Annotated in this window: 16 protein-coding genes and 1 tRNA gene; 15 read left to right on the forward strand and 2 right to left on the reverse strand. The window is 47.7% G+C overall.

Translation table 11 applies throughout. The features are described 5' to 3' along the window. Window positions 1-305: 305 nt before the first annotated feature. From RTR76_RS02285 to RTR76_RS02300, 4 genes are all read left to right on the forward strand, one after another. A complete protein-coding gene (locus RTR76_RS02285; protein WP_312516298.1) occupies window positions 306-437 on the forward strand; it encodes a hypothetical protein in 132 nt (43 codons plus the stop codon). Window positions 438-766: 329 nt separating this feature from the next. Then, window positions 767-1,627, forward strand: coding sequence for a YitT family protein (locus RTR76_RS02290; protein ID WP_312516300.1), 861 nt, complete (start codon window positions 767-769; stop codon window positions 1,625-1,627). Window positions 1,628-1,718: 91 nt separating this feature from the next. Further along, window positions 1,719-1,952 carry a hypothetical protein gene (locus tag RTR76_RS02295; protein ID WP_312516302.1) on the forward strand — a complete coding sequence of 78 codons (234 nt, stop codon included), beginning with the start codon at window positions 1,719-1,721 and terminating at the stop codon, window positions 1,950-1,952. 303 nt (window positions 1,953-2,255) lie between these two features. Then, on the forward strand, window positions 2,256-3,905 hold the full coding sequence (locus RTR76_RS02300; RefSeq protein WP_312516304.1) for an EAL domain-containing protein: 1,650 nt from the start codon (window positions 2,256-2,258) through the stop codon (window positions 3,903-3,905). Window positions 3,906-3,958: 53 nt separating this feature from the next. Here the strand turns inward: RTR76_RS02300 and RTR76_RS02305 are convergent, their stop codons facing one another. Next, complete coding sequence (locus RTR76_RS02305) at window positions 3,959-4,612, reverse strand: YigZ family protein (protein ID WP_312516306.1); 654 nt, start codon at window positions 4,610-4,612, stop codon at window positions 3,959-3,961. 83 nt (window positions 4,613-4,695) lie between these two features. Between RTR76_RS02305 and RTR76_RS02310 the strand changes: the two genes are divergently transcribed. Then, a complete protein-coding gene (locus tag RTR76_RS02310) occupies window positions 4,696-4,956 on the forward strand; it encodes a hypothetical protein (RefSeq protein ID WP_312516308.1) in 261 nt (86 codons plus the stop codon). A 53-nt stretch (window positions 4,957-5,009) separates the two neighbouring features. Here RTR76_RS02310 and RTR76_RS02315 read toward each other — a convergent pair whose 3' ends face one another. Next, the gene (locus tag RTR76_RS02315; protein ID WP_312516310.1) at window positions 5,010-6,308 is read right to left on the reverse strand and encodes a sulfite exporter TauE/SafE family protein; all 1,299 of its coding nucleotides are present in this window, start codon (window positions 6,306-6,308) and stop codon (window positions 5,010-5,012) included. 172 nt (window positions 6,309-6,480) lie between these two features. On the opposite strand from RTR76_RS02315, the gene RTR76_RS02320 reads away from it, so the two are divergent. The 10 genes from RTR76_RS02320 to RTR76_RS02365 all read left to right on the forward strand — a co-directional run bounded on the left by RTR76_RS02320 (window position 6,481) and on the right by RTR76_RS02365 (window position 20,908). After that, entirely contained in the window at window positions 6,481-6,750 is a 270-nt protein-coding gene (locus RTR76_RS02320) for a metal-sensitive transcriptional regulator (protein WP_312516312.1), read from the forward strand. A gap of 12 nt (window positions 6,751-6,762) precedes the next feature. After that, on the forward strand, window positions 6,763-9,147 hold the full coding sequence (locus RTR76_RS02325; protein ID WP_312516314.1) for a heavy metal translocating P-type ATPase: 2,385 nt from the start codon (window positions 6,763-6,765) through the stop codon (window positions 9,145-9,147). A gap of 63 nt (window positions 9,148-9,210) precedes the next feature. After that, complete coding sequence (locus RTR76_RS02330) at window positions 9,211-10,521, forward strand: polysaccharide deacetylase family protein (RefSeq protein ID WP_312516316.1); 1,311 nt, start codon at window positions 9,211-9,213, stop codon at window positions 10,519-10,521. A gap of 69 nt (window positions 10,522-10,590) precedes the next feature. Then, window positions 10,591-10,667, forward strand: a tRNA-Arg gene (locus tag RTR76_RS02335). Window positions 10,668-11,023: 356 nt separating this feature from the next. Next, window positions 11,024-13,453: a PAS domain-containing protein gene (locus tag RTR76_RS02340; protein WP_312516756.1), complete on the forward strand. Its 2,430-nt coding sequence runs from the start codon at window positions 11,024-11,026 to the stop codon at window positions 13,451-13,453. A 267-nt stretch (window positions 13,454-13,720) separates the two neighbouring features. Next, window positions 13,721-14,230, forward strand: a complete 510-nt coding sequence (locus RTR76_RS02345; protein WP_312516318.1) for a V4R domain-containing protein — start codon at window positions 13,721-13,723, stop codon at window positions 14,228-14,230. Next, a complete protein-coding gene (locus RTR76_RS02350; RefSeq protein WP_312516320.1) occupies window positions 14,227-15,159 on the forward strand; it encodes a GGDEF domain-containing protein in 933 nt (310 codons plus the stop codon). Before RTR76_RS02345 ends, RTR76_RS02350 begins: the two co-directional genes overlap by 4 nt. A gap of 256 nt (window positions 15,160-15,415) precedes the next feature. After that, window positions 15,416-17,254 carry an APC family permease gene (locus RTR76_RS02355; protein ID WP_396144161.1) on the forward strand — a complete coding sequence of 613 codons (1,839 nt, stop codon included), beginning with the start codon at window positions 15,416-15,418 and terminating at the stop codon, window positions 17,252-17,254. Between the two features lie 239 nt (window positions 17,255-17,493). Next, complete coding sequence (locus tag RTR76_RS02360; RefSeq protein WP_312516324.1) at window positions 17,494-20,253, forward strand: sensor histidine kinase KdpD; 2,760 nt, start codon at window positions 17,494-17,496, stop codon at window positions 20,251-20,253. Continuing rightward, complete coding sequence (locus RTR76_RS02365; protein WP_312516326.1) at window positions 20,219-20,908, forward strand: response regulator; 690 nt, start codon at window positions 20,219-20,221, stop codon at window positions 20,906-20,908. Before RTR76_RS02360 ends, RTR76_RS02365 begins: the two co-directional genes overlap by 35 nt. Window positions 20,909-20,974 lie beyond the last annotated feature (66 nt).

Here is a 20,974-nt window from a genome sequence, read left to right on the forward strand (position 1 = left end):
CCGAGCAGTAGGATAATGATAATGATAACGATTATAATCCAACTGCTATTGTTTCCTCCGCAACCTCCAAATCTCATACCAATAACCTCCTTCATTATCTAACTACTGTATCGTATGTAGATGAAGGGGATTTTGGTGATTGTCCGGAGAATAATTTTAAGCTGGAAGCTGTCTTATGGTAAATTACGTTTATTTAGATATTTTTCTGCTGAAAACAGACCGGGCAGCAGGATAGAGATAATGAAATGTCGAAATAATGTACAGAGAAACTTATCTGTTTGCACAGCTAAAGGGAGGTAAACCAGGTGGACTTAGCACAACTGCTTGAGAAGAAGAAAAAAGCAAACGAAAATAATAACAAAAACTTCGCCAAAGCCGGCAAGGTCAAAACAAGTAATAATAAGATGCCTATGAGAAAGAGCGGCCGGGGCAAGTAAGTGAACTGAGGTTCAGAATAAATGTCAGATATATTGTTTGTATGCATGGCTTTACTTTACTTTTTGGTACGAGAGGGAACGGGAGAGTGGACTCAGCTTACTCTTGACGGACTAGTGATTCTTGTACTGGTAATGACTGTGGTCAGACACGTTAAAAAAAAGTAGTGAAGTTCCTATGAAAAGAGTTGCATGCAGCAACTCTTTTCTTTATTTGAATATATAGGCCATAAACCCACTCTTAAGGCAGTCTAGTTGACTGCAGAACTTATATTATCCATGACTGATAGCAGGTATGGTAAAAATAATATAACGTTAGAGGAGGCGATGTTATGCCACAGAAACGCAATAAGGTTGTCGCATTTATCAGCAAATACCTCATGCTGCTTTTAGGATCTATTCTAGCTGCTGTTGGCGTAGAAGAATTTTTGGTTCCCAATCAAATCATTGACGGTGGTATTGTAGGTATCTCTATTATGCTGAGTCATATAACGGGCTTATCGCTCAGTGCTTTTTTAATTATTTTAAACTTGCCATTTTTATATCTAGGTTATATGCAGATTGGCAAAAGCTTTACTATTGCGACCTTGTTTTCGGTCGTATCGTTAGCCTATTGGGTAGCAGTGCTGCATCCGGTGACCCAGATGACGAACGATCTGTTTTTGGCAGCTGTATTTGGTGGTATCACAATTGGGTTAGGCGTTGGTCTCATTATCCGGTACGGCGGATCCTTGGACGGAACGGAGATTGTGGCAATTATTCTTGATAAGAAAACAGGCTTTTCTGTCGGTGAAATTATCATGTTCTTTAATCTGTTTATTCTTGGCAGTGCAGGGCTGGTATTTAGCTGGGACAAATCCATGTACTCCCTTGTTGCGTATTTCATTGCCTTTAAGGTAATTGATATCACAATTGAAGGGCTTGATGAATCAAAGGGAGTCATGATTGTAACCGATAATCCCGACGAAATAGCGGATGCCTTAATGGCCCGTCTTGGACGGGGAGTCACTATTCTTCATGGTGAGGGCGGCTATTCGCGAGAGCCGAAAAAAGTATTATATTCGGTTATCACCCGTTTGGAAGTGGCCAAACTGAAAGCTATTATCTATGAAAAGGATGAGCATGCATTTGTGACGATCAATGAGGTGCATGATGTCCTTGGCGGCAGGGTAAAAAAGAGAGCAATTCACTAATATGGCTAGCAAAGATTGATATTTGTGTATAAGAATGCCGTAAGTTAACCACATTAGATTTAGTACATGGCGTGGGAGGTTCTTGAACGTTATGGATATTAAATCAGGTTTGGAAATCGTACGGCAGCATAAAGAGTTTAATGCAAAAATCAATGAGCTGGAACAAGCTATTAATAAGCTCAGTGGCTACGGTTATACGCAAGGAGTCTTAGAAGAGGAACTTCGTGTGCTGAAAGAGGGGCTGCAAACCCTGGAGGATACCCGCTTTCGCATGGTGGACAGGGTGATAATTGGGCCATCAATGCTAGGTGGAACACACAAATAAATGAATAATTGGTAAAAAACTCCAAGAGGATTATGCTTCATGGAGTTTCTTTTATTTCTACTGTGCGAAAGAGCAGTGCAGGAATTATCTCTGTAAGAGGAGAAGAATAAATAAGACAAAATATGCCGGATACGGTGTTAGTAATATAAGAATTAGTGCGAATCTCTAATTAGGCAGTAGCTGGTGTGGTACTGCTGCTGCCAGCAAGGTTGAAGCCCCGGTGTTTTACAATGCAGGCTTATAGATCGATAAGTGGAGTATTGCTGCATCAACATAAACCTTTGCTGACAGGAGAGCGGATGTATGCTAAAAAAGAAAACGACGATTGAAAAATTGTTAAAAAAACGTACCTTTGAGCTTGTGCGGAGTGAAGCCCGTTTTTTTAATATTATTGAGAACAATGCTGATGGGATCGTCGTAGTTGATGGTGCTGGAACAATACGATACTTAAACCCTGCAGCTGAGTCGATCATGGGGAAAATACGGGAAGATTTAATAGGCAATCCTTTTACCTATACTATTCACCAGGGTGGAGTAACGGAAGTCGATATTCTCCTTGCTAACGGACAGCTGAGAGTTGCCGAACTCAGAGTTACCAATTCAGCCTGGGAGGGAGAAGACGCGCATTTAATATCTATTCGCGATGTTACGGAGAAAAAGGTTCTGGGAGAGAGAGTACAGCAGCTGCTATACTATGACCTGCTGACAGGACTGCCTAACCAAACATTTTTTCTCAATCACCTTAGACTGGCCATAGTTCAGGCACGCCATAAATCGCAAATGGTGGCAGTACTGTATTTGCATTTGGACAGGCTGAAAAATATTAATGATACCTATGGTCATCATGTTGGTGATCAACTGCTGCATTCTGTGGCGGACCGCCTGAAGGAAAATCTTCGTTCCCAGGATATTCTAGCTAGGGTCGGCGGTAACGAATTTGCATTATTGTTGACAGATAATACTGAAGCTATGGTTGGGCAAATTGCCGAGCAGATTTTGGACAAGCTTCGTCAGCCCTGGATGGTGATGGATCACCAATTGTATATTAGCGGGACTATTGGCAGTGCGCTGTATCCTAATCACGGTGATGATGCGGAAAAACTACTGAAAAATGCGTATACTGCTATGCACCGGGCTGAAGAGAAGGGGACTCATTCCTATCAATTTTATGCTCCTGCGATGTATACGGATGCGCTATACCGATTGGAGACGGAAGCAAGCTTGCGTAAGGCGCTGGAAGAGAATGAGTTTGTGCTGCATTACCAGCCGCAAGTCAATATTTGTACAGGCAAAATAATCGGAGTAGAGGCTTTGCTCCGATGGAATCATCCCGAAAAAGGGTTGATTTATCCAAATGACTTTATTCCCATAGCTGAGGACACAGGACTCATCGTGCCCATTGGTGAATGGACTCTCTATACTGCCTGCCAGCAAAATAAAAAATGGCAGGACCAGGGACTGGCGCCCGTGACAATGGCTGTAAATTTAAGTGCCAGGCAGTTTCAGCAGCCCACGCTTGTGGAAAATATCAAAAGAATTTTAACAGAAACCGGGCTGGATGCAGCCTGGCTTGAATTAGAAATTACTGAGAGCATTGCGATGCAGAATGTGGAGTTTACTGTTAAAACGCTGCAGGAGCTTATCGAAATGGGCATCCGGTTTGCCCTTGATGACTTTGGTACAGGCTTTTGCTCTCTCGGATATTTAAAGTATTTTCCTGTTTCTAAGCTAAAAATTGACCGCTCTTTTACACGCGATATTACTTCTGATCCAGATGCGGCAGCTATTGTTACTACCATAGCCTTTCTGGCTCAAAATCTGAAGCTGAAAGTTGTGGCAGAAGGCGTAGAGCTTCAGGATCAGGCGTGCTTCTTGCAACAGCAGCAATGTATCGAGATGCAAGGCTATCTATTTGGCCGCCCCGTACCGGCGGATGACATCAAATGGCTGTAAAAAAGCGTCTTCCCAGTGTCTTGGCAAAGTTATGAAATAGAATTGTCAAGGCACTAGCCATTCAGGCCGGGAAGACGTACGCTTGTTTCCACATATTCGTGTCCGGTTTGTGTAAGGCTAACTCGGCCGCTTGTCCAATCCGTCAATTTGGTTTCTAAGATATTTTCCTGACCGGTTGGCGCTAGCGCAATCACCGTCACCTGGTCGGTAAAAAGCTTATCTACGATTTGAACTTGTTGATTGCGCAAATTATTCTCGACTGTGCCGAGCAGTGTATAGTCAAAGCATGCTGCTATGCGGGTATGCAGCTGACGTTCGACAATCCCGGCGGCAGCAAGGCCCGCAGTCGTGCTCTTGCCGTAGGCGCGGACCAACCCGCCTGCACCCAGCTTTATCCCGCCGAAATATCGGGTAATTACCACAACGGTAGTACTTAACGCCGATTTTTTTATTACTTCCAGAATTGGTCTTCCGGCAGTACCTGACGGCTCTCCGTCATCATCGGCTTTTTGCAGGCGATCGTGTTCTCCGGTGATATAAGCGGCGCAATTGTGAGTCGCATCCCAATGGTTCTTGCGAATTTTTTCAATGAAAGCAAGTGCAGCTTCTTCTGTTTCTACGCGGTCCACATACGCAATAAAGCGGGATTTGTTAATCTCCAGCTCTGCTTGGCCGTAGCCGCGGACAGTATGATAGTTAGTTACCATTTTATTGACACCTCAAATTTATGATACATTAACGGCAGTTCGAACACAATAGGAATAACAATATACGATAGGAGCGTGTTAGTATGGCTGAATGGAAATGGATGGTAAGCTTTGCCGTCAATGAAGATGGCTCCTTTGCGGATTACCACGTTGATCAAATAGATTTAACCCGGTATCGGCCAGAGACTGCCGAGAAATTACGGGCCCAGGAAGGCCGGGGCTTATTTACCAGTGCACAAGAAGCGGAAGAATGGGCTAAGGCCCAAACCGGTAGAAAATCCTGCGGATGCAGCTGCGGTAAGAATAAAGGGGGCTCGTGTGGCTGCCCTCATAAACAAGGCTAAAAAAGCTGTCCGTTTGTGCGGACAGCTTTTTTATTGCCGGAAAAAGGGGTCTGCTATTTGTCGACTACTTTAATTACACCGCGCAGCATACCCATCCAGCAGCTAAAGGGAATATCCCTATCTTGCGGTACAAAGTTAATCACCGTTTCGCCCCGTTTTAGCTTTTGTTCTATTTTCATTGATGGCACAATGATTTCGTTGTTACAGGAAGTGACTTGCTCGCCAGAGACTACCCATTTAACGGGAATACCCTTTTGCACATATAGCACGTTTGGTGTGTATCCCATACGGGTCGCTGCCATGCGCAAAATTTGTACCCCATCCTGTAATTCTGCTTTGGAATGGAGAGCAGCAGTGGAGCTTTTGGTGCTGGGTAGTGTACCGGGCGTGCCGGCGGCGAGCAAATTGACACCTGCCAGTGATAGACCGCGATTGGCCATAACAAGTCCCAAAGCGATGACAAGCACACCGCTGAAGCGTACAATTTGACTGGTATACGACTTATTGATAAAACCGGCAAAAAAACCGAAAAATAGCATTAAGGGAACAGTTCCAAGCGAAAAAGCCAGCATAGATATAGCGCCAGCGGCAAAACTGCCTGTTCCTAAGGCATAAAGCTGCATCGTCTGCAGCGGGCCACAGGGCATCAGACCATTAAGCAGGCCGATGACAAAGGGCCGCTTGGATTGAGGCAGCCGCTGCTTCCACGATTGAGGTAAGGAAAGAGAAAAGGGTGTCAGTCCGGCCATGCTAAGACCCATTAAGATCATCAACAAAGCCGCAGTCAGGGTAATGGCTGCTTTTGCGGCAAGCGTAAGTGCAAATACCGAACCGATAGCGCCGACCAGACCGCCAAGCAAGGTGTAGGCGGATAAGCGGCCAAAATTGTATAGAAGCGAGGGCTTTAAAGCGGAGAGCTTGTTAGTCGTGCAGTCCGCGATACTCTGAGAAACAAGAATTCCCCCGCACATCCCTACACAATGGAGGGATGTAAACAGACCAATTGTAAATAAAGCCGCAAAGGTCAATTGCTGCTGCAGCTCAGAACTGATGTCAAATGTGCCGCTGCTGCTGTTCAGTAAGAAAATAGCGGCTGCAATGATAAAGATACCAGCGAGTTTACCAATCCTGCCGCCTGCTGCACCTGTCCGGTAACCGGCGGCGTTGATTGCCTTTTCGAGTGCAACAAGGTCTATTAGCTGAGCGTTGTACGTTACATCTACCCAACCCCCGCTGAAGCTGGCGTTGGCCTCACTGACACCCGTTAAACGGCGCAGTTGTTTTTCCAGCCTTGATTCACAGGCTTTGCAGTGCATGTCTTGAACTGAAATTCGAGTTTTTTTGCTGGACACACGATCACCTCTTTTCATTACATTAGCATAAAGCACGCAGTGGTGAAAGAGAATATCGTACGAGTTTAGAAAGATTTAATATATTCCTTCCTGGTCTGAAACTGTTGACAAAAGTGAAGAGGAAGGATTACTATGATACTATACCCCAGTATAGAATGAAAGGCGGTTTTTTATGCTAAATGATAAAGAAAAACAAGAGTTAAAGCTGCGATTAAAAAAAATCAGCGGTCAAATAAATGGGATTGATAAAATGATTGATGATGGACGCTATTGCGTTGATATCTTGCAGCAGTTGACGGCGGCCAGAGCTGCGTTGAATCAGGTTTCTTTATTGATTCTGGAGAGTCACACCAAAAGCTGCGTGGTCACTGCTATAAAAGAAGATCGTGCAGAGGATGCTATTGGTGAGCTGATCGATGTTGTCCGTAAATTTTCTAAATAAGGTGGGGGGATTATGAGTAAGCAACAAACAACAACGCTAAAAGTGAGCGGTATGAGCTGCGTGGCTTGTGCAAATCGCATTGAAAAATCACTGGGTAAATTAGATGGTGTAGAAAATGCGGCGGTTAACTTTGCTGCAGAAAAAGTGACTGTTTCTTATGATCCGGCTAAAGTGGCAGCAAACGATATTGTTGAAAAAATAGATGCTCTGGGATTTTCGGCAATTATGGATAAAGCCGAATTTGCCATTACTGGCATGCATTGTGCAGCCTGCTCCGGCCGGATTGAACGGGTAGTTGGCAAACTGCCCGGTGTCTTACAGGCATCTGTCAATCTGGCTACAGAAAAAGCGGTTGTTACCTATAACGGCTCCGAAGTTACGCCAACAGAAATTAAAGCTGCTATTGAGAAAATTGGCTTTGGTGCGCACAATGCGGCGAGCAGGGAAGAAAAGGATCAAGAGCAAAAGACCCGTGAGCAGGATGTAAAAAGGCAGCGGTTTTGGCTGATTTTTTCGGCGCTCCTGTCGTTTCCTTTACTTGCGGCGATGGTTCTTCATTCCGCCAATATTACTGGCATGCTTAATCCTTATGTGGAACTGGCCTTAGCTACGCCTGTACAATTTGGTGCGGGCTGGCAGTTTTACCGGGGGGCCTTCCTGGCACTGAAAAATGGCAGCTCCAATATGGACGTATTAGTTGCCTTAGGTACTTCGGCGGCTTACTTCTATAGCGTTGCCAATTTAATTCGTGGTGTTCATGAATTGTATTTTGAAGCTTCGGCAATTCTGATCACATTAATCATCCTGGGGAAAATGCTGGAGGCAGTTGCCAAGGGGCGAACCTCAGAAGCAATTAAGAAGCTAATCGGACTGCAGCCGAAAACGGCCAGAGTCGTACGCGACCAGCAGGAAGTCGATATTCCGGTGGAAGAAGTTTTGGTGGGAGACATTATCGTAGTACGGCCTGGTGAAAAAATCCCGGTTGACGGCGTTATCACCGAAGGAACTTCCGCCGTTGATGAATCCATGCTGACAGGGGAAAGTCTGCCTGTGGATAAAAAAGCAGAGGATACCGTAATAGGTGCAACCATCAATAAGTTCGGCACTTTTAAATTTGCTGCGACGAAGGTAGGACGGGATACGGCATTGGCCCAGATTATCCGGGTAGTGGAGGCCGCGCAAGGCTCCAAGGCTCCCATTCAGCGCTTTGCAGATGTGGTCTCCAGCTATTTCGTACCAACTGTAGTCGCGATTGCCAGCATCACCTTTTTAGTCTGGTATTTTATCCTGGAACCGGGTAACTTCTCCCGTGCGCTCATTAACTTTACGGCAGTTATGGTGATTGCTTGCCCGTGTGCTCTGGGGCTTGCTACGCCAACCTCCATCATGGTGGGAACCGGCAAAGGTGCGGAAAACGGCATACTGATTAAAGGGGCCGAGCATCTTGAAAATGCACACAGGCTGACGGCAATTGTACTTGATAAAACAGGTACTATCACCAAAGGAGAGCCGGAAGTAACTGATATACTATCGATTAACGGTATGACAGAAGCTGAGATGCTGCAGCTTGCGGTTGCTGCAGAAAAAAACTCCGAGCATCCGCTGGGGCAGGCGGTGGTTAATTACGGCAAAAATACAGGAATAACCAGTGCTGAGCCGGAGCAATTTACGTCTATTCCCGGCCATGGTGTTCAGGCTGTCGTAAACGGCCGCCAACTGCTAATCGGTACCCGCAAGCTGATGAGTGACCATAACGTCGTATATCAAGAGCAAAGCGATGCGATTAGTGAACTGGAGGCACAGGGAAAAACAGTTATGCTGCTGGCAATTGATGCTCAACTGGCAGCGCTGCTGGCAGTTGCTGATACAGTGAAGGAAACCTCCGCTCAGGCGGTGACAAATCTGCAGCAGATGGGACTGGAAGTGTGGATGATCACCGGCGATAATGAGCGGACGGCAAACTTTATCGCCCGCCAGGTCGGTATTACGCATGTATTGTCTGAAGTACTGCCGGAGCACAAGGCAGATAAGGTGGCTGCTCTGAAAAAAGAAGGCAAGATTGTTGCAATGGTCGGCGACGGTATCAATGATGCTCCTGCGCTGGCTACTGCCGATGTAGGGTTTGCCATAGGAACGGGAACGGATATTGCGATAGAAGCAGCGGATATTACTTTGATGCGGGGAGATTTGAACGGTATTGTTTCGGCGATTCGCCTCAGCCGCAAAACCATGGCTAATATCAAACAAAATTTATTTTGGGCATTAATTTACAACACCTTAGGAATACCAATAGCTGCTGCTGGCTTTTTGTCACCCGTACTGGCCGGTGCAGCCATGGCCTTCAGCTCTGTGTCTGTAGTAACTAATGCGCTCAGACTGAAACGAATAAAAATTTAGGTACTATATATAAGACTAGCGCCATACACTTGAAAGGATATTTTCCTCAAGGGAGATGGCATAGTGAGACTAATTGCTCTTAGTATTATTTGGCTGTTATGTGTTAGCAATTCGGTGTTTGCCGGAGCGATTATGGATCAAATACCGACAAGTGAAAAGCTGATCGCTTTGACAATTGAAAATGCACAAAGTACGGATACGGTCGTCCAAGCCTTACGATTATTGCAAGAGCAAGGGGTTAGGGCGACTTTTTTTATTTCCGCAAAGACTGCTGGAGAAAATGAGACATTAGTGCGCACTCTGGTTTCGGCGGGAAATGACTTAGGCAATTATGGTGTAGAACCACAATATTGGGGGGATACCCCCAGTGACGCCATTAAGCAGCAGCTTGTGAATGCCGGTGACCGTATTGCAGGGATGGGTGGCAAGCCGCAGCTTATTAAACCGCCTTTTGGCTATTACGAGGACAATTTTCTCCAGGCTGTTACTGACTACCGGCCGGAAACAACGATTGTGCGGGGGATTGATACGGGAGACTGGATGCTCACAACACCGCAGGCCGTTCTTGAACGCGTGTTGAATCAAGCAGGTAATGGCAGCATAGTTAATATCAATATGCAGGCCAAGACCGCTGTTGCTGCTCTTCCTTCCATCATCAGTGACCTGAAAAATGCCGGTTATCGCTTTGTGACCATCAGCGAACTTCTGGAAAAGGGGAAAAAACAGGAGCAGCAAGCAAAGCAGCCTACAGAAAAAGTACAGACGCTGCCATATCGTGTGCTGTATTCCCGGCCTCTTTCCCAACCAGCAGTAGCGCTCACCTTTGATGATGGCGGAAATACTGCGCAAGTGAATGAACTGCTGGCGGTACTAAGAGCAAACGATGTGAAAAGCACGTTCTTTTTGTTAGGGAATTGGATAGAAGCTAATCCGCGGTTGGTAAAGCTCATCCTAGAAGATGGGCATGAAATTGCTAACCACTCTTACAGTCACCCCCAGTTTACTCGCCTATCCAAAAGTGAAACAGAAAATGAAATACAAGCCTGTGAGACTGCTTTAACGCAAAGTGCCGGACAGACGATGAAACGCTACTTTCGACCTCCCTATGGTGATTTTAACAATATGACAAGTACTGTTTTACAGGATAAGGGTTATCAGGCAATGGTAATTTGGAGTGTAGACAGCCGTGACTGGACAGGGGCAAGCAGCGCCCAAATGCAGGAGAACATAATGCGGAATGTAACGAATGGCTCTATTGTGCTGTTTCATCTGCATGGGGCCAATACGGTAGCTGCGCTGGGGCAATTAATTCCTAAATTACGCGAACAAGGCTATCAGTGTGTCACTATTAGTGAAATGTTGAAAAAAACATAAAAATCTAGTTGACATAGTAGATGTATGGTTATATAATAAATGAGTACCGAGCACGTAAACATCATAAATGGCTCCGTAGCTCAGCTGGATAGAGCGTTTGACTACGAATCAAAAGGTCGCAGGTTCGAATCCTGCCGGGGTCACCATACGTCAAGAAAAGCTTTACGATATTATCGTAAAGCTCTTTTTTGTTTTTATAGCGATTTGACAGTAAAGTGATAAATTGTTTTTGTGTACATTTTTAGTGAAGTGGTGTCTCATATGCAAATAGTTTTCGGCGGAAGACGTTCTTCAGACCAGTGAGAAGAGAAATTGGCAATAATTTGCAGAGGGTTGTCAAAGAATACTTTGCAATATATAATGCTAGTAAGAAAATGGGGGAATGCAATTCTGCCGCTGGTATAATCGGGAGCGGCCCGGATTATACCGGATGGTGGGTGGCTTATCGTCGTGATTAGGGACCGACCATTTTGGACTGGGGAAAAGGCAGGTGTGGTGTGTGATGAACCGGTATGATGATACGGCTAGTAATGACAGCGGCACAAAGACAGACTGGACGGATGAACAGCGCCGCCAGGATGCGTATTTCCGGATGATGACAGAGCTGTTGGACCATGCAATCTGGCGGATTGATCTGGAGACGATGACCGTACTTGATGTCAGTTCGTCCGTTAAGCGGCTGCGGGGCTATGAACCAGAGGATTTGATCGGCCGACCGATGAAAGAGATGCTGACGCCGGCGTCGTATCGCCGGATTGTTGAAAAACTGCCGAAATGGCTGGACAAGGTTCCCACTGCAGCTACCGGGGACGTTATTATGCTGGAGGTTGTTGAACAGCCGCACCAGGATGGAACGACTGTGTGGACAGAAATGGCCCTTTGTTTTTTCCGCCGATCCGACGGCGGAATCGAAGAGATTGGCATCAGCCGCAGCCTCGGCCAGCAGAAAAATCTTACGGAAATGTTTCGCCAACTGGCCGACAGCGAACGGTTTCTGCAGGTGATCTGGGACGTTGCACCCTGCATGCTGAGCTGCGTGGACTGTGAGGGCCGGTTTTTGCTGATTAACCAGCATTTTGCCGATAACCGCGGCATAGACCGGGCCAGTGCGTCGGGACGCTATTTTCACGAAGTAATGCCGAATGGTTTGGAGAAAAAGCATGAGCAGCTGTTTGCTGAGTGCCTGACCGGAAAAACGGTGGAGTTTATGGACCAGTACCGGCCGGCAGGTGCGTCTGGCGACCGCTGGAGCTACGGCCAGTACCGGCCGGTTTTGTCAGTGGATGGCCAGGTAGAAAAGGTGGTTGTAGCGGTCATGGATGTGACCGGACAGCAAGAGATGAAGCGGCAGCTGCTGGAGGCGGAAAAAATTGGTGGTATGGGCAGCTGGTATCTCAACTTGGTGGACGGAAGGTTCCGCTGCTCGGATGGGCTGCTGGCGCTGTACGGCACGAACCGGAAGGAACTGGAGACAGAGGGCAGGCAGGTTTTTTGGTCGCGGCTTGAACCGGAGAGCATGGCCGGGCTTGAGCGCTGGGAAGACCTTGCCTGGCTGGCCGGGCAGGAAGAAACGCTAGGGCTAAAAGTGCCGCTGACGCTGCCTGATGGGACAAGGCGGCTGGTATGGGTGAGTGGCGAGGTGCGGACCGATGCCAACGGACAGCCGTTTGAACTTTATGGTATGGTTATCGATATTACCCGGCAGCAGGCGATGGAAGATGCCAAACGGGAGGCAGAGCTCAGGCTGCGCGAATTTTCCCGGGCCATGCCGGGTGCCGGTATGATTGTGGACGCCATGGGAACGGTAGTAGAGGTATTTGATGACAATCAACTGCTCGATGCGGACACGGCGACAGCCTGGCCGGGAAAGAATCTCGCCGGGCTGCTGCCAGACGAACCGGCGCAACGGCTTTTGCAGGCCATTGGCTATGTGACCGGGCAGGGCATGCTGCGGTTTGAAGAATTTACGCTGGAGCTTGCCCGGGGACGGCGGATGTTTGATGTGCGGATTGCGCCCCTGAGCTACCGGCGGGAGGGGAAGGCGACCGCTGCCTGCTATTGGACGGACAATACCAATCAAAACCATACAAAAAAACTGCTGGAATTAACCTATGAGAAACGGCGGCAGCGGGATCTTTTAAATGATCTGGCTGAGGGAAAGGTCACGCCGTCGCAGGAAATTCTCGATCAGGCGTGGAAGGTCAAGCTCAATCTGACACAGGATTTTTCCTGCTATCTGCTGTCTCTGGAAACCTGGGCGGGTCAGCCGATTAGCAATTGGCAGGAAAGGCGGGAAGAATTGCAGACGGTGATTGATGCGCTGATAGAGGGATTGGCCGCAGAGCCGGGCGTTATTGTCTGGGAGAGCAAGGAGGGAATAGCCATTCTGGCTCCGATAGGAGTGGGCAGCAGGACGGATCAGGCCCGGGAGGTGGAACAGGCCGGACACTGGCAGGAAATTGTACGCCAGTATGCACCGGAGGCCGGAGGCAGCATCGGGATTGCCGAGTTCCACTCTGGTATGTTCTGGCAGTTTGCCAAAGTGTACGGCCAGGCCCGCATTGCGGTAGAATTGGGCCGTAAGCTGGCACTAAAACAAGTGGTGCATCATTATCTGGATATCGGGGTTTTTCAGTTTTTCCCAGCGATACTGGATAAAAGCCATGTGCTGGATTTTGTCAAACGGACCCTTGGCAGGCTGGAGGAGTATGACCGGAATCAGGGAACAGAGCTGGTTGGCACGCTGGAGAAAATCCTACAGACGGATAATTTAAAGCTGGTAGCCAAGCAGCTTTACGTGCACCGTCAGACTATTCTGTTCCGTAAGCAGCGGATTGAGGCGGTGCTGGGCGTTTCCCTCGACAATTTTGAGACCAGGCTGGCACTGGGAATGGCGCTTAAATTCCGCCAGGTATACGGTGAAGAGGCCTAAATAAAGTATTTGGCAGATAAAAACAGAAGGCAGCGGCGATTGGGCCGCTGCCTTCTGTTTTTATCTGTTGTGCAGAATCCATCTGCTGATACAATCCTAAGCCTGCCGGTTTATATCAGCAGTTCAATTGAAAATGAGTATTTGTTGCTATATAGTAAATATATCTCGCATTCCCATGGACGGCTGCATTCCTGACTATACAAAAAATGAAAGAAGGCTGTCAGGTTTAATTGGCAGCTGTAATAGAAAGAAAAGGTGAGTGATTTAATGAGATTCTATAAATTTTGCTGGGATTTGCTTGGTATAGAGGATGGCAGGCCCAATCTGGGAACTAAGGTTGAGTTGGAGATGTACAGGTTAATGCACTTTACCCTGCGGGATGTGCTGGAGGGTAAATATGGCAGAGAGGCAGCGGACGAGGCCTTTTTTGAGGCCGGGAAATTGGCTGGGACTGAGTTTTACGCCCGGTATATTGATCCGGTTGCCAGCTTGGATGAGTTTATTAACAAGACGCAGAAGGTATTAAAAGAGAAAAACATCGGCATCCTGAAACTAGAAGAGGACCTGCTGGAACAAGGCAGGGTGCTGCTGACCATCGACGAAGACCTGGATTGCTCCGGCCTGCCAGAAACGGATTATGAAACCTGCATCTATGATGAAGGTTTCATTTCGGCGTTGTTTGAACAATTTACCCGGAAAAAATGGCGAGCCAGAGAGATTGACTGCTGGTGCACCGGAGCCAGGACGTGCCGGTTCTTGATTAAGGAAACAGAATGATTCAGCCTATCGCCGAAAACCGGGAAAAGGCGGTTGATAAGGAATTAATTCAGCTACTGCTAATGCTGATTGTTAGTCCGCGCTTACCGACAGATTTAAGAATCAGACAGCAGTTAGCCGATGATCCGGATTTTCAAGAGTTATATTCGTGTATTTTGGCTTTACGGGAGCTAAGTTTTGCCCTGCATAGCGGGGATTTACAACGCTTTGTCGACGGCAAAGGCTTTATTCTGGGCAACTTGAAAGCGCTGCAGTCAAATTTACGGCATTTAACCTGGCAAACCAAAAGAGTTGCTAAAGGTGATTTCTCTCAGAAGGTGGATTTCCTTGGTGAGTTTTCCCAAGCTTTTAATGAGATGACAAGCAATTTGAAAAATATGAATATGCAATTACATAAACTAGCCAGATTGGATGGTCTGACACAGCTTTCTAACCGGATGGCCCTTGAGCAGTTTCTTGGCGAAGCCTTTGATAAGGCTAGGGCGCAGGCCAATCATCTCAGTATTTTGATGATTGATATTGATCATTTTAAAAAGGTGAACGATCTTTATGGCCATCATGCAGGGGATCAGGTCCTGATCCAGATCAGTAAAGTGTTAAAAAAGCAGTTTCGAGCCACAGATATGTTGGCCCGCTATGGTGGTGAAGAGTTTATGGCTGTACAGCCGGAAACCCGAATTGACCAGGCTATAAAAATTGGCAACCGTGTTTTGGAAGCTGTTAGGAACACTAATGTCCAGCTTGATGCCAAACAGCGATTAACAGTTACGCTCAGCGTGGGCATTAGCTCTATAGCCCCGGCGGACCGGAGCTTTGAAGATATTGTCAAACGAAGCGATGCCGCTTTATATGAAGCTAAAAACAGCGGCAGGAACCGGTTATGCGTATGTTCGTATAGCCAAGACAACTGCATGGACGGTATCTCTTGATCATTACTTCTGCAATAGGCTGTAAAATAACCAGGCAGGCGTTCGGTAATTCAATAAGCGAAATCTTTACATTATTTTTACAGGAATGAGCTATTTCTTAATAACTTCTTTACAGCATTTAAGGGTAAAATAGTAGCGTTATTTAAAAATTGTTGATTAATTACCCTGTATGCTTTTTTTTTGCTGCGAATTTATTTATTGGAAGAAGTAGGGGCAGGTAATTTAAAAATCGTGACAATAGCAGGAGGTAATCACGCTGTTTCGTTCTATTAAAAAGATGTTGATTGGGCGGCCCTTGCATAACAGGGAAGCCCTGGGGGAGAGATTACCCAAGTGGAAGGCATTGGCTATATTTTCTTCCGATGCCTTATCTTCAGTTGGCTACGGCCCGGAGCAAATTGCACTGGTATTGGCTATTTCAGGGTTTGTTGCCTATGGCTATTATCCCTATGCTTTTTTAACTGTACTTATTTTACTGGCTATTGTTACGGCCTCTTATACCCAGGTTACCAGAGCCAATCCTGGCGGAGGCGGCTCCTACTCGGTAGCAAAAAAGAATCTGGGGGAACATCCATCCCTTGTGGCAGGAGCCTCACTATTTGCCGATTATGTGCTGACGGTGGCCGTAAGCATATGCGCAGGCACACAGGCTCTGGTATCAGCATTTCCGGCACTGCAGGGGCAGGAAGTCAACATCGATCTTGTGGTCTTATTCGGCATTCTTACGTTAATTAATCTTCGCGGGATTCGGGAGTCTGCCCATGTCTTTGTATTCCCGACATATTTGTTTGTTCTGGGAATGCTGGGCTTGATCATCAGTGGGATTTATCAGGCACTCACTGGTCCGGGGCCTCTTTTTCCACCGGCGGCGTTAGCCCGCCAGGAGCTGGATTGGATGATGCTGGCGTTGGTACTGCGCGCTTTTGCCAATGGCTGTAGCTCAATGACCGGTTTGGAGGCTATCTCGAATGGGGTGCCCATGTTTAAAAGACCAGAGCATGAAAATGCCATTAAGACAACCTACTGGATGTCTGGTTTGCTGGCCATTATGCTGACTGGTATTTCCTTTTTGCTGCTTCACTATCATGTGATGCCCATCCCTCATGTGACCATGCTGTCGCAGATTGCCGAACAAACAGTAGGCAGAGGCTGGTTTTACTATTACATTCAAATGGTGACTATGTTGATCCTGTTCCTGGCGGCCAATACCGCCTATAATGGCTTGCCGCCCCTATTGTCTCTTCTGGCGCAGGATGGCTACATGCCTCGCTATCTGGGCATGCGCGGTGAACGGCTCAGTTTTTCCAATGGTATTGTGCTGCTGAGTCTGGTAGCAGGTTTGCTTATTGTCGGCTTTGACGGGGACGTGGAACATCTTATTTCACTCTATGCTATTGGTGTGTTTCTTTCATTTACTATTGCCCAATCTGGAATGGTCGTTCACTGGTGGCGGGAGCGCGGCCGGAACTGGGGCAGGCGGGCCTTGATTAATGGGTTTGGGGCGATCATAACAGGGATTGTCGTGGTTGTGATCGCAGTGAGTAAATTCTTTGCAGGTGCCTGGATCGTATTAATCTTTATTCCGGTCATGATGTTTATTTTTAAAAAAATAAAGAGACATTATTTAGATATGGCGGAACAGCTGCATTTGCCGCTCGAAGAAGGGCCGTATCAGGCAAAGCCGCTGGGAACACATTATGTTATTGTGCCGGTAGCCAGCCCTACCCGGGTAGTTGCGGAAACCATGCGGTATGCCAAAAAGATTGGGGATGAGGTTATCGCGCTGCATATTGCAACAGATAAGGAGGCAATCCCGGCGGTGGAAGAAAAGTGGCGCCAGTGGAATCCAGAGGTTAATCTGGTGACGGTTTATTCGCCTTATCGCTTGGTGATCCAGCCGCTATTGCAATATGTGGAAAAACTGACCCGCCGCAAACAGCCGGAGGATTATATAACGGTAGTCATTCCTGAGTTCGAGACACGGAAATGGTGGCATCGTTTGCTGCATAATCAGACTGGACTGGTTTTAAGGACACTGCTGATTTTTAATAAAAATGTAGTTGTTGCTACTCTGCCCTTTCACTTGCAGAAATAGCTGGTATAGAGTACCGTGTCCACTAGGGCACGGTACTTTGGCTTCGCGCAAAAGTCTTTGTACCGAGTCATTGTTTGAGCTATATTTTGTTGAAAACATGTAGGTGAAATGGTATTCAAATAGAAACAATAGCTATAGGTGAAATAAGCGCGGCTGGACATTGCATTTTCTATTGTGGCCCCATGGCCTCATACACAAATAGGATTAAGCGTTTGCTTAATAAGGAGTTGGTAGAGCACATGAAAAAAGAGGAGGAACGCCGGCCTGATCCTGAAGAATTACTGCAACAAATTCATAAAGAGCATCAGGGGAAATTAACGATTTTTTTGGGAGCGGCTGCCGGGGTTGGTAAAACGTATACCATGCTGGAAGCCGCCCATGACCGGCTGGCAGAAGGTGTGCGGGTGGCAATTGGCTGGGTGGAAACACATGGTCGGGCTGAGACGGAGAAATTAGTGATAGGCTTACCACGCATTGCTCCTGCCGTTTTAGAATACCGGGGCAAGAAGCTGACGGAGATGGGGATTGATGCGATTCTGGAGCAAAAGCCGGAACTGGTATTGGTAGATGAACTAGCGCATACCAACGTCAAGGGCTCCCGTCACGTCCGGCGCTTTCAGGATGTAGAGGAGCTATTGAACGCCGGAATTGATGTTTATACAACGCTGAATATACAACATATCGAAAGCCTCAACGATGTGGTTGCCCAGATAACCGGTGTTATTGTCCGGGAAACAGTACCAGACTCATTTGTGGAGCAGGCTGACAATATCCAGTTGATTGATATACCGCCCGAAGATCTGATTAAGCGGTTAAAGGACGGCAAGGTCTATATTGCCGGTCAGGCGCAGCAGGCATTAAAAAGTTTTTTCCGCCCTGGCAATATCAATGCCTTGCGGGAGCTTGCCCTGCGCTTCACTGCCTCCCGCGTCGATCAGGATATGGCAGAATACATGAGGCAAAACCATATTGACGGGCCTTGGCCGGCAGCAGGACGGGTAATGGTTTGTGTCAGTGCCAGCCCATTTTCGGCCCAGCTTATCCGGGCCGCTCAGCGTCTGGCAAAAGGATTACGGGCTGATTTTCTGGCTGTCTATGTCGACACTCTATCCCGCCGCTTTCCCCTGGGGGAAAAAGAACGGGACCGGGTGTGGCATAATTTGCACCTGGCAGAAGAACTGGGGGGCAAAATTGTTACGGTGGCTGGCAACGACATTGTTGAGGAAATGATGAACGTTGCCCGTAACGAAAATGTAACGGCTGTTGTGATTGGCAAACCGCGCCATAGCCGTCTGCGGGAATTTTGGCAGGGGTCACTGGTGAATAAGCTGCTCCGGCAAAGTGAGGGCATTAACGTGTATGTCATTCAAAGCAAAGCAGAGGCTGAGACGCATTCTGCTATCAGCACAGCCCGGAATGACGTGCCGCCCATTGCCTGGCTGCCGATTGCCGGAGGGCTGGTGATGACGTCAGCGGTTACGGCTATTAGCTGGGTGGGCAGGGAACAATTAGAGCAGGTCAATATTGCCCTGTTGTATTTATTGCCGATTTTGTTCACCGCTGTCCGCTGGGGCCGTTGGCCGTCCTATATGACAGCACTGGCCAGTGTCCTGGCGTTTGACTTTTTATTCACCCCGCCCCTGTTAACCTTTAGTGTGAGTGATGTTCGGTATTTATGGAGTTTCATTATTTTCCTGGTCATTTCTTTTGTAGTTGGCGGTCGGACGGAAATGCTAAAAAAAGAAGTGCGTCTGACAAGGCAGCGGGAAACAAGTGTCCGTACCTTATATGATTTTAGCAGCCAGATTGCGGCGATTATTGATGTAAACCAGATTGCCTGGACCTTTGCCAGGCACACAGGTGCAGCGCTTGGACGAAATACGGTATTGCTCTTGCCGGAAGAACAGGGAGGTTTGAAGGTAGAAGCACGATATGAGGCTAGTATACCGGAGGGCAGAGGAGGCCAATCGGAGTTGCCTGCCGCAGAACATGCCGTGGCGAACTGGGTCTGGATCAATGGCCAGGTTGCAGGGCGATCTACGGAAACACTGCCTGGTGCTGACTTTTTATTCGTGCCGCTGACTGTTGACAGACGGACGGTAGGGGTATTTGGCATCGAATTGGGGCAGCAGAAAATGACCCAGGAAGAGCGGCAGCTTATTTATGCCTGGGCAGGTCTGGCCGCTATTGCCGTGGAACGGGGCAAGCTGACGGAGGCTGCCCGCCAGGCGGCATTATTAAAAGAGTCTGATCAGTTGCGCACGGCATTGTTTAATTCGGTTTCTCATGAACTAAGGACGCCTCTGGCTGAAATCAGTGCGGCTATTGCCACCTTGCTGGATAGCTCGACGCAATATAGTGCTGAAATCCGGCAGGAGCTGCTGGAAACGGTGAAAAATAGTGCTACCCGTATGGAGCGCGTAGTGGCAAATTTACTGGATGCTGCTCGCCTGGAAAGTGGCATGCTGCAGTTGAAAATAGACTGGTGTGATGTAGAAGATATTGTGGGCACGGCAATTCGCCGCATGGGTGAAACAACGCGCAATCATATTCTCAAGACCCGGGTGGCACCTGATTTACCGCTGCTGAGAGCCGATTGCGTCTTATTGGAGCATGTTGTAGTGAATTTACTGGATAACGCCAGCAAATACTCGCCGCCTGGCACAGAACTCACCATTGCCGCAGAGCAAAACGGGCCGGAAATCTTCATTTCCGTGGAAGACCGTGGCTGTGGCATTCCTCTACAGGATTTAGCTAGAATCTTTGATAAATTTTACCGGGCGCCGCAGCAGGCTGTACAGGCTGCCGGCACAGGATTGGGCTTATCCATTTGCAAAAGCATCATAGAAGCTCATCAGGGACGAATTTGGGCTAAAAATAACCCGGGTAGAGGTGCAATTTTTGTTTTTGCTGTACCTGTTCCTGCTAATGGCAGTCGGAGTGCGATTAAGGAGAGTGAGTGGGATGACGGAAAAGGGACTCCGGATTTTGGTGGTTGATGATGAGCCGCAAATGCGAAAGTTACTCCATGTTTCTCTAATGGCCCATGGTTATCAATTATGCGAGGCGGCAAATGGACTGGAAGGCATTCAGCAGGCGGCGGCCTTCAAACCTGATCTTGTTATTGTAGATCTGGGATTGCCGGATATGGACGGCAAACAGGTTATTCAGCAGATTCGCGAGTGGTCTGCGGTGCCCATGATTATTTTGACTGCCCGTGAGCAGGAAGAGGAAAAAATTGCCGCACTGGACGCCGGTGCCGATGACTATATTACTAAGCCATTCGGGATAGGCGAGCTCATGGCCCGCATACGGGTCTGCCTGCGCCGGATGGGAAGCAGTGACAACGAACCGATCCTGCGCTGCGGTGGTTTAGTGGTTGATCTGCTGCAGCGGCGGGTCACTGTGGATGAACGGGAGATCAAACTGACGCCAACGGAGTATGAACTGATCAAATTTATGATGCTCCATGCTGGACGGGTGCTGACGCATAAGCAATTGTTAAAGGCGGGGTGGGGTAATGCTTGCGGGGAGGATACCCACTATATTCGCATCTACATTGGCCAGCTGCGGCGCAAGATTGAGCAGGACCCGGCTCAGCCACGTTATATTGTCACCGAATCGGGTATTGGCTACCGGCTGATGGGGCGTTAGACGTGTCTTAGAAAAAGAAAACAGACTGCTTATGACAAGCAGTCTGTTTCTTTTTTGCCGTAAAGG

It is taken from the genome of Anaerospora sp., from assembly GCF_032013335.1.
GTDB lineage: Bacteria > Bacillota > Negativicutes > Sporomusales > DSM-15969 > Anaerospora.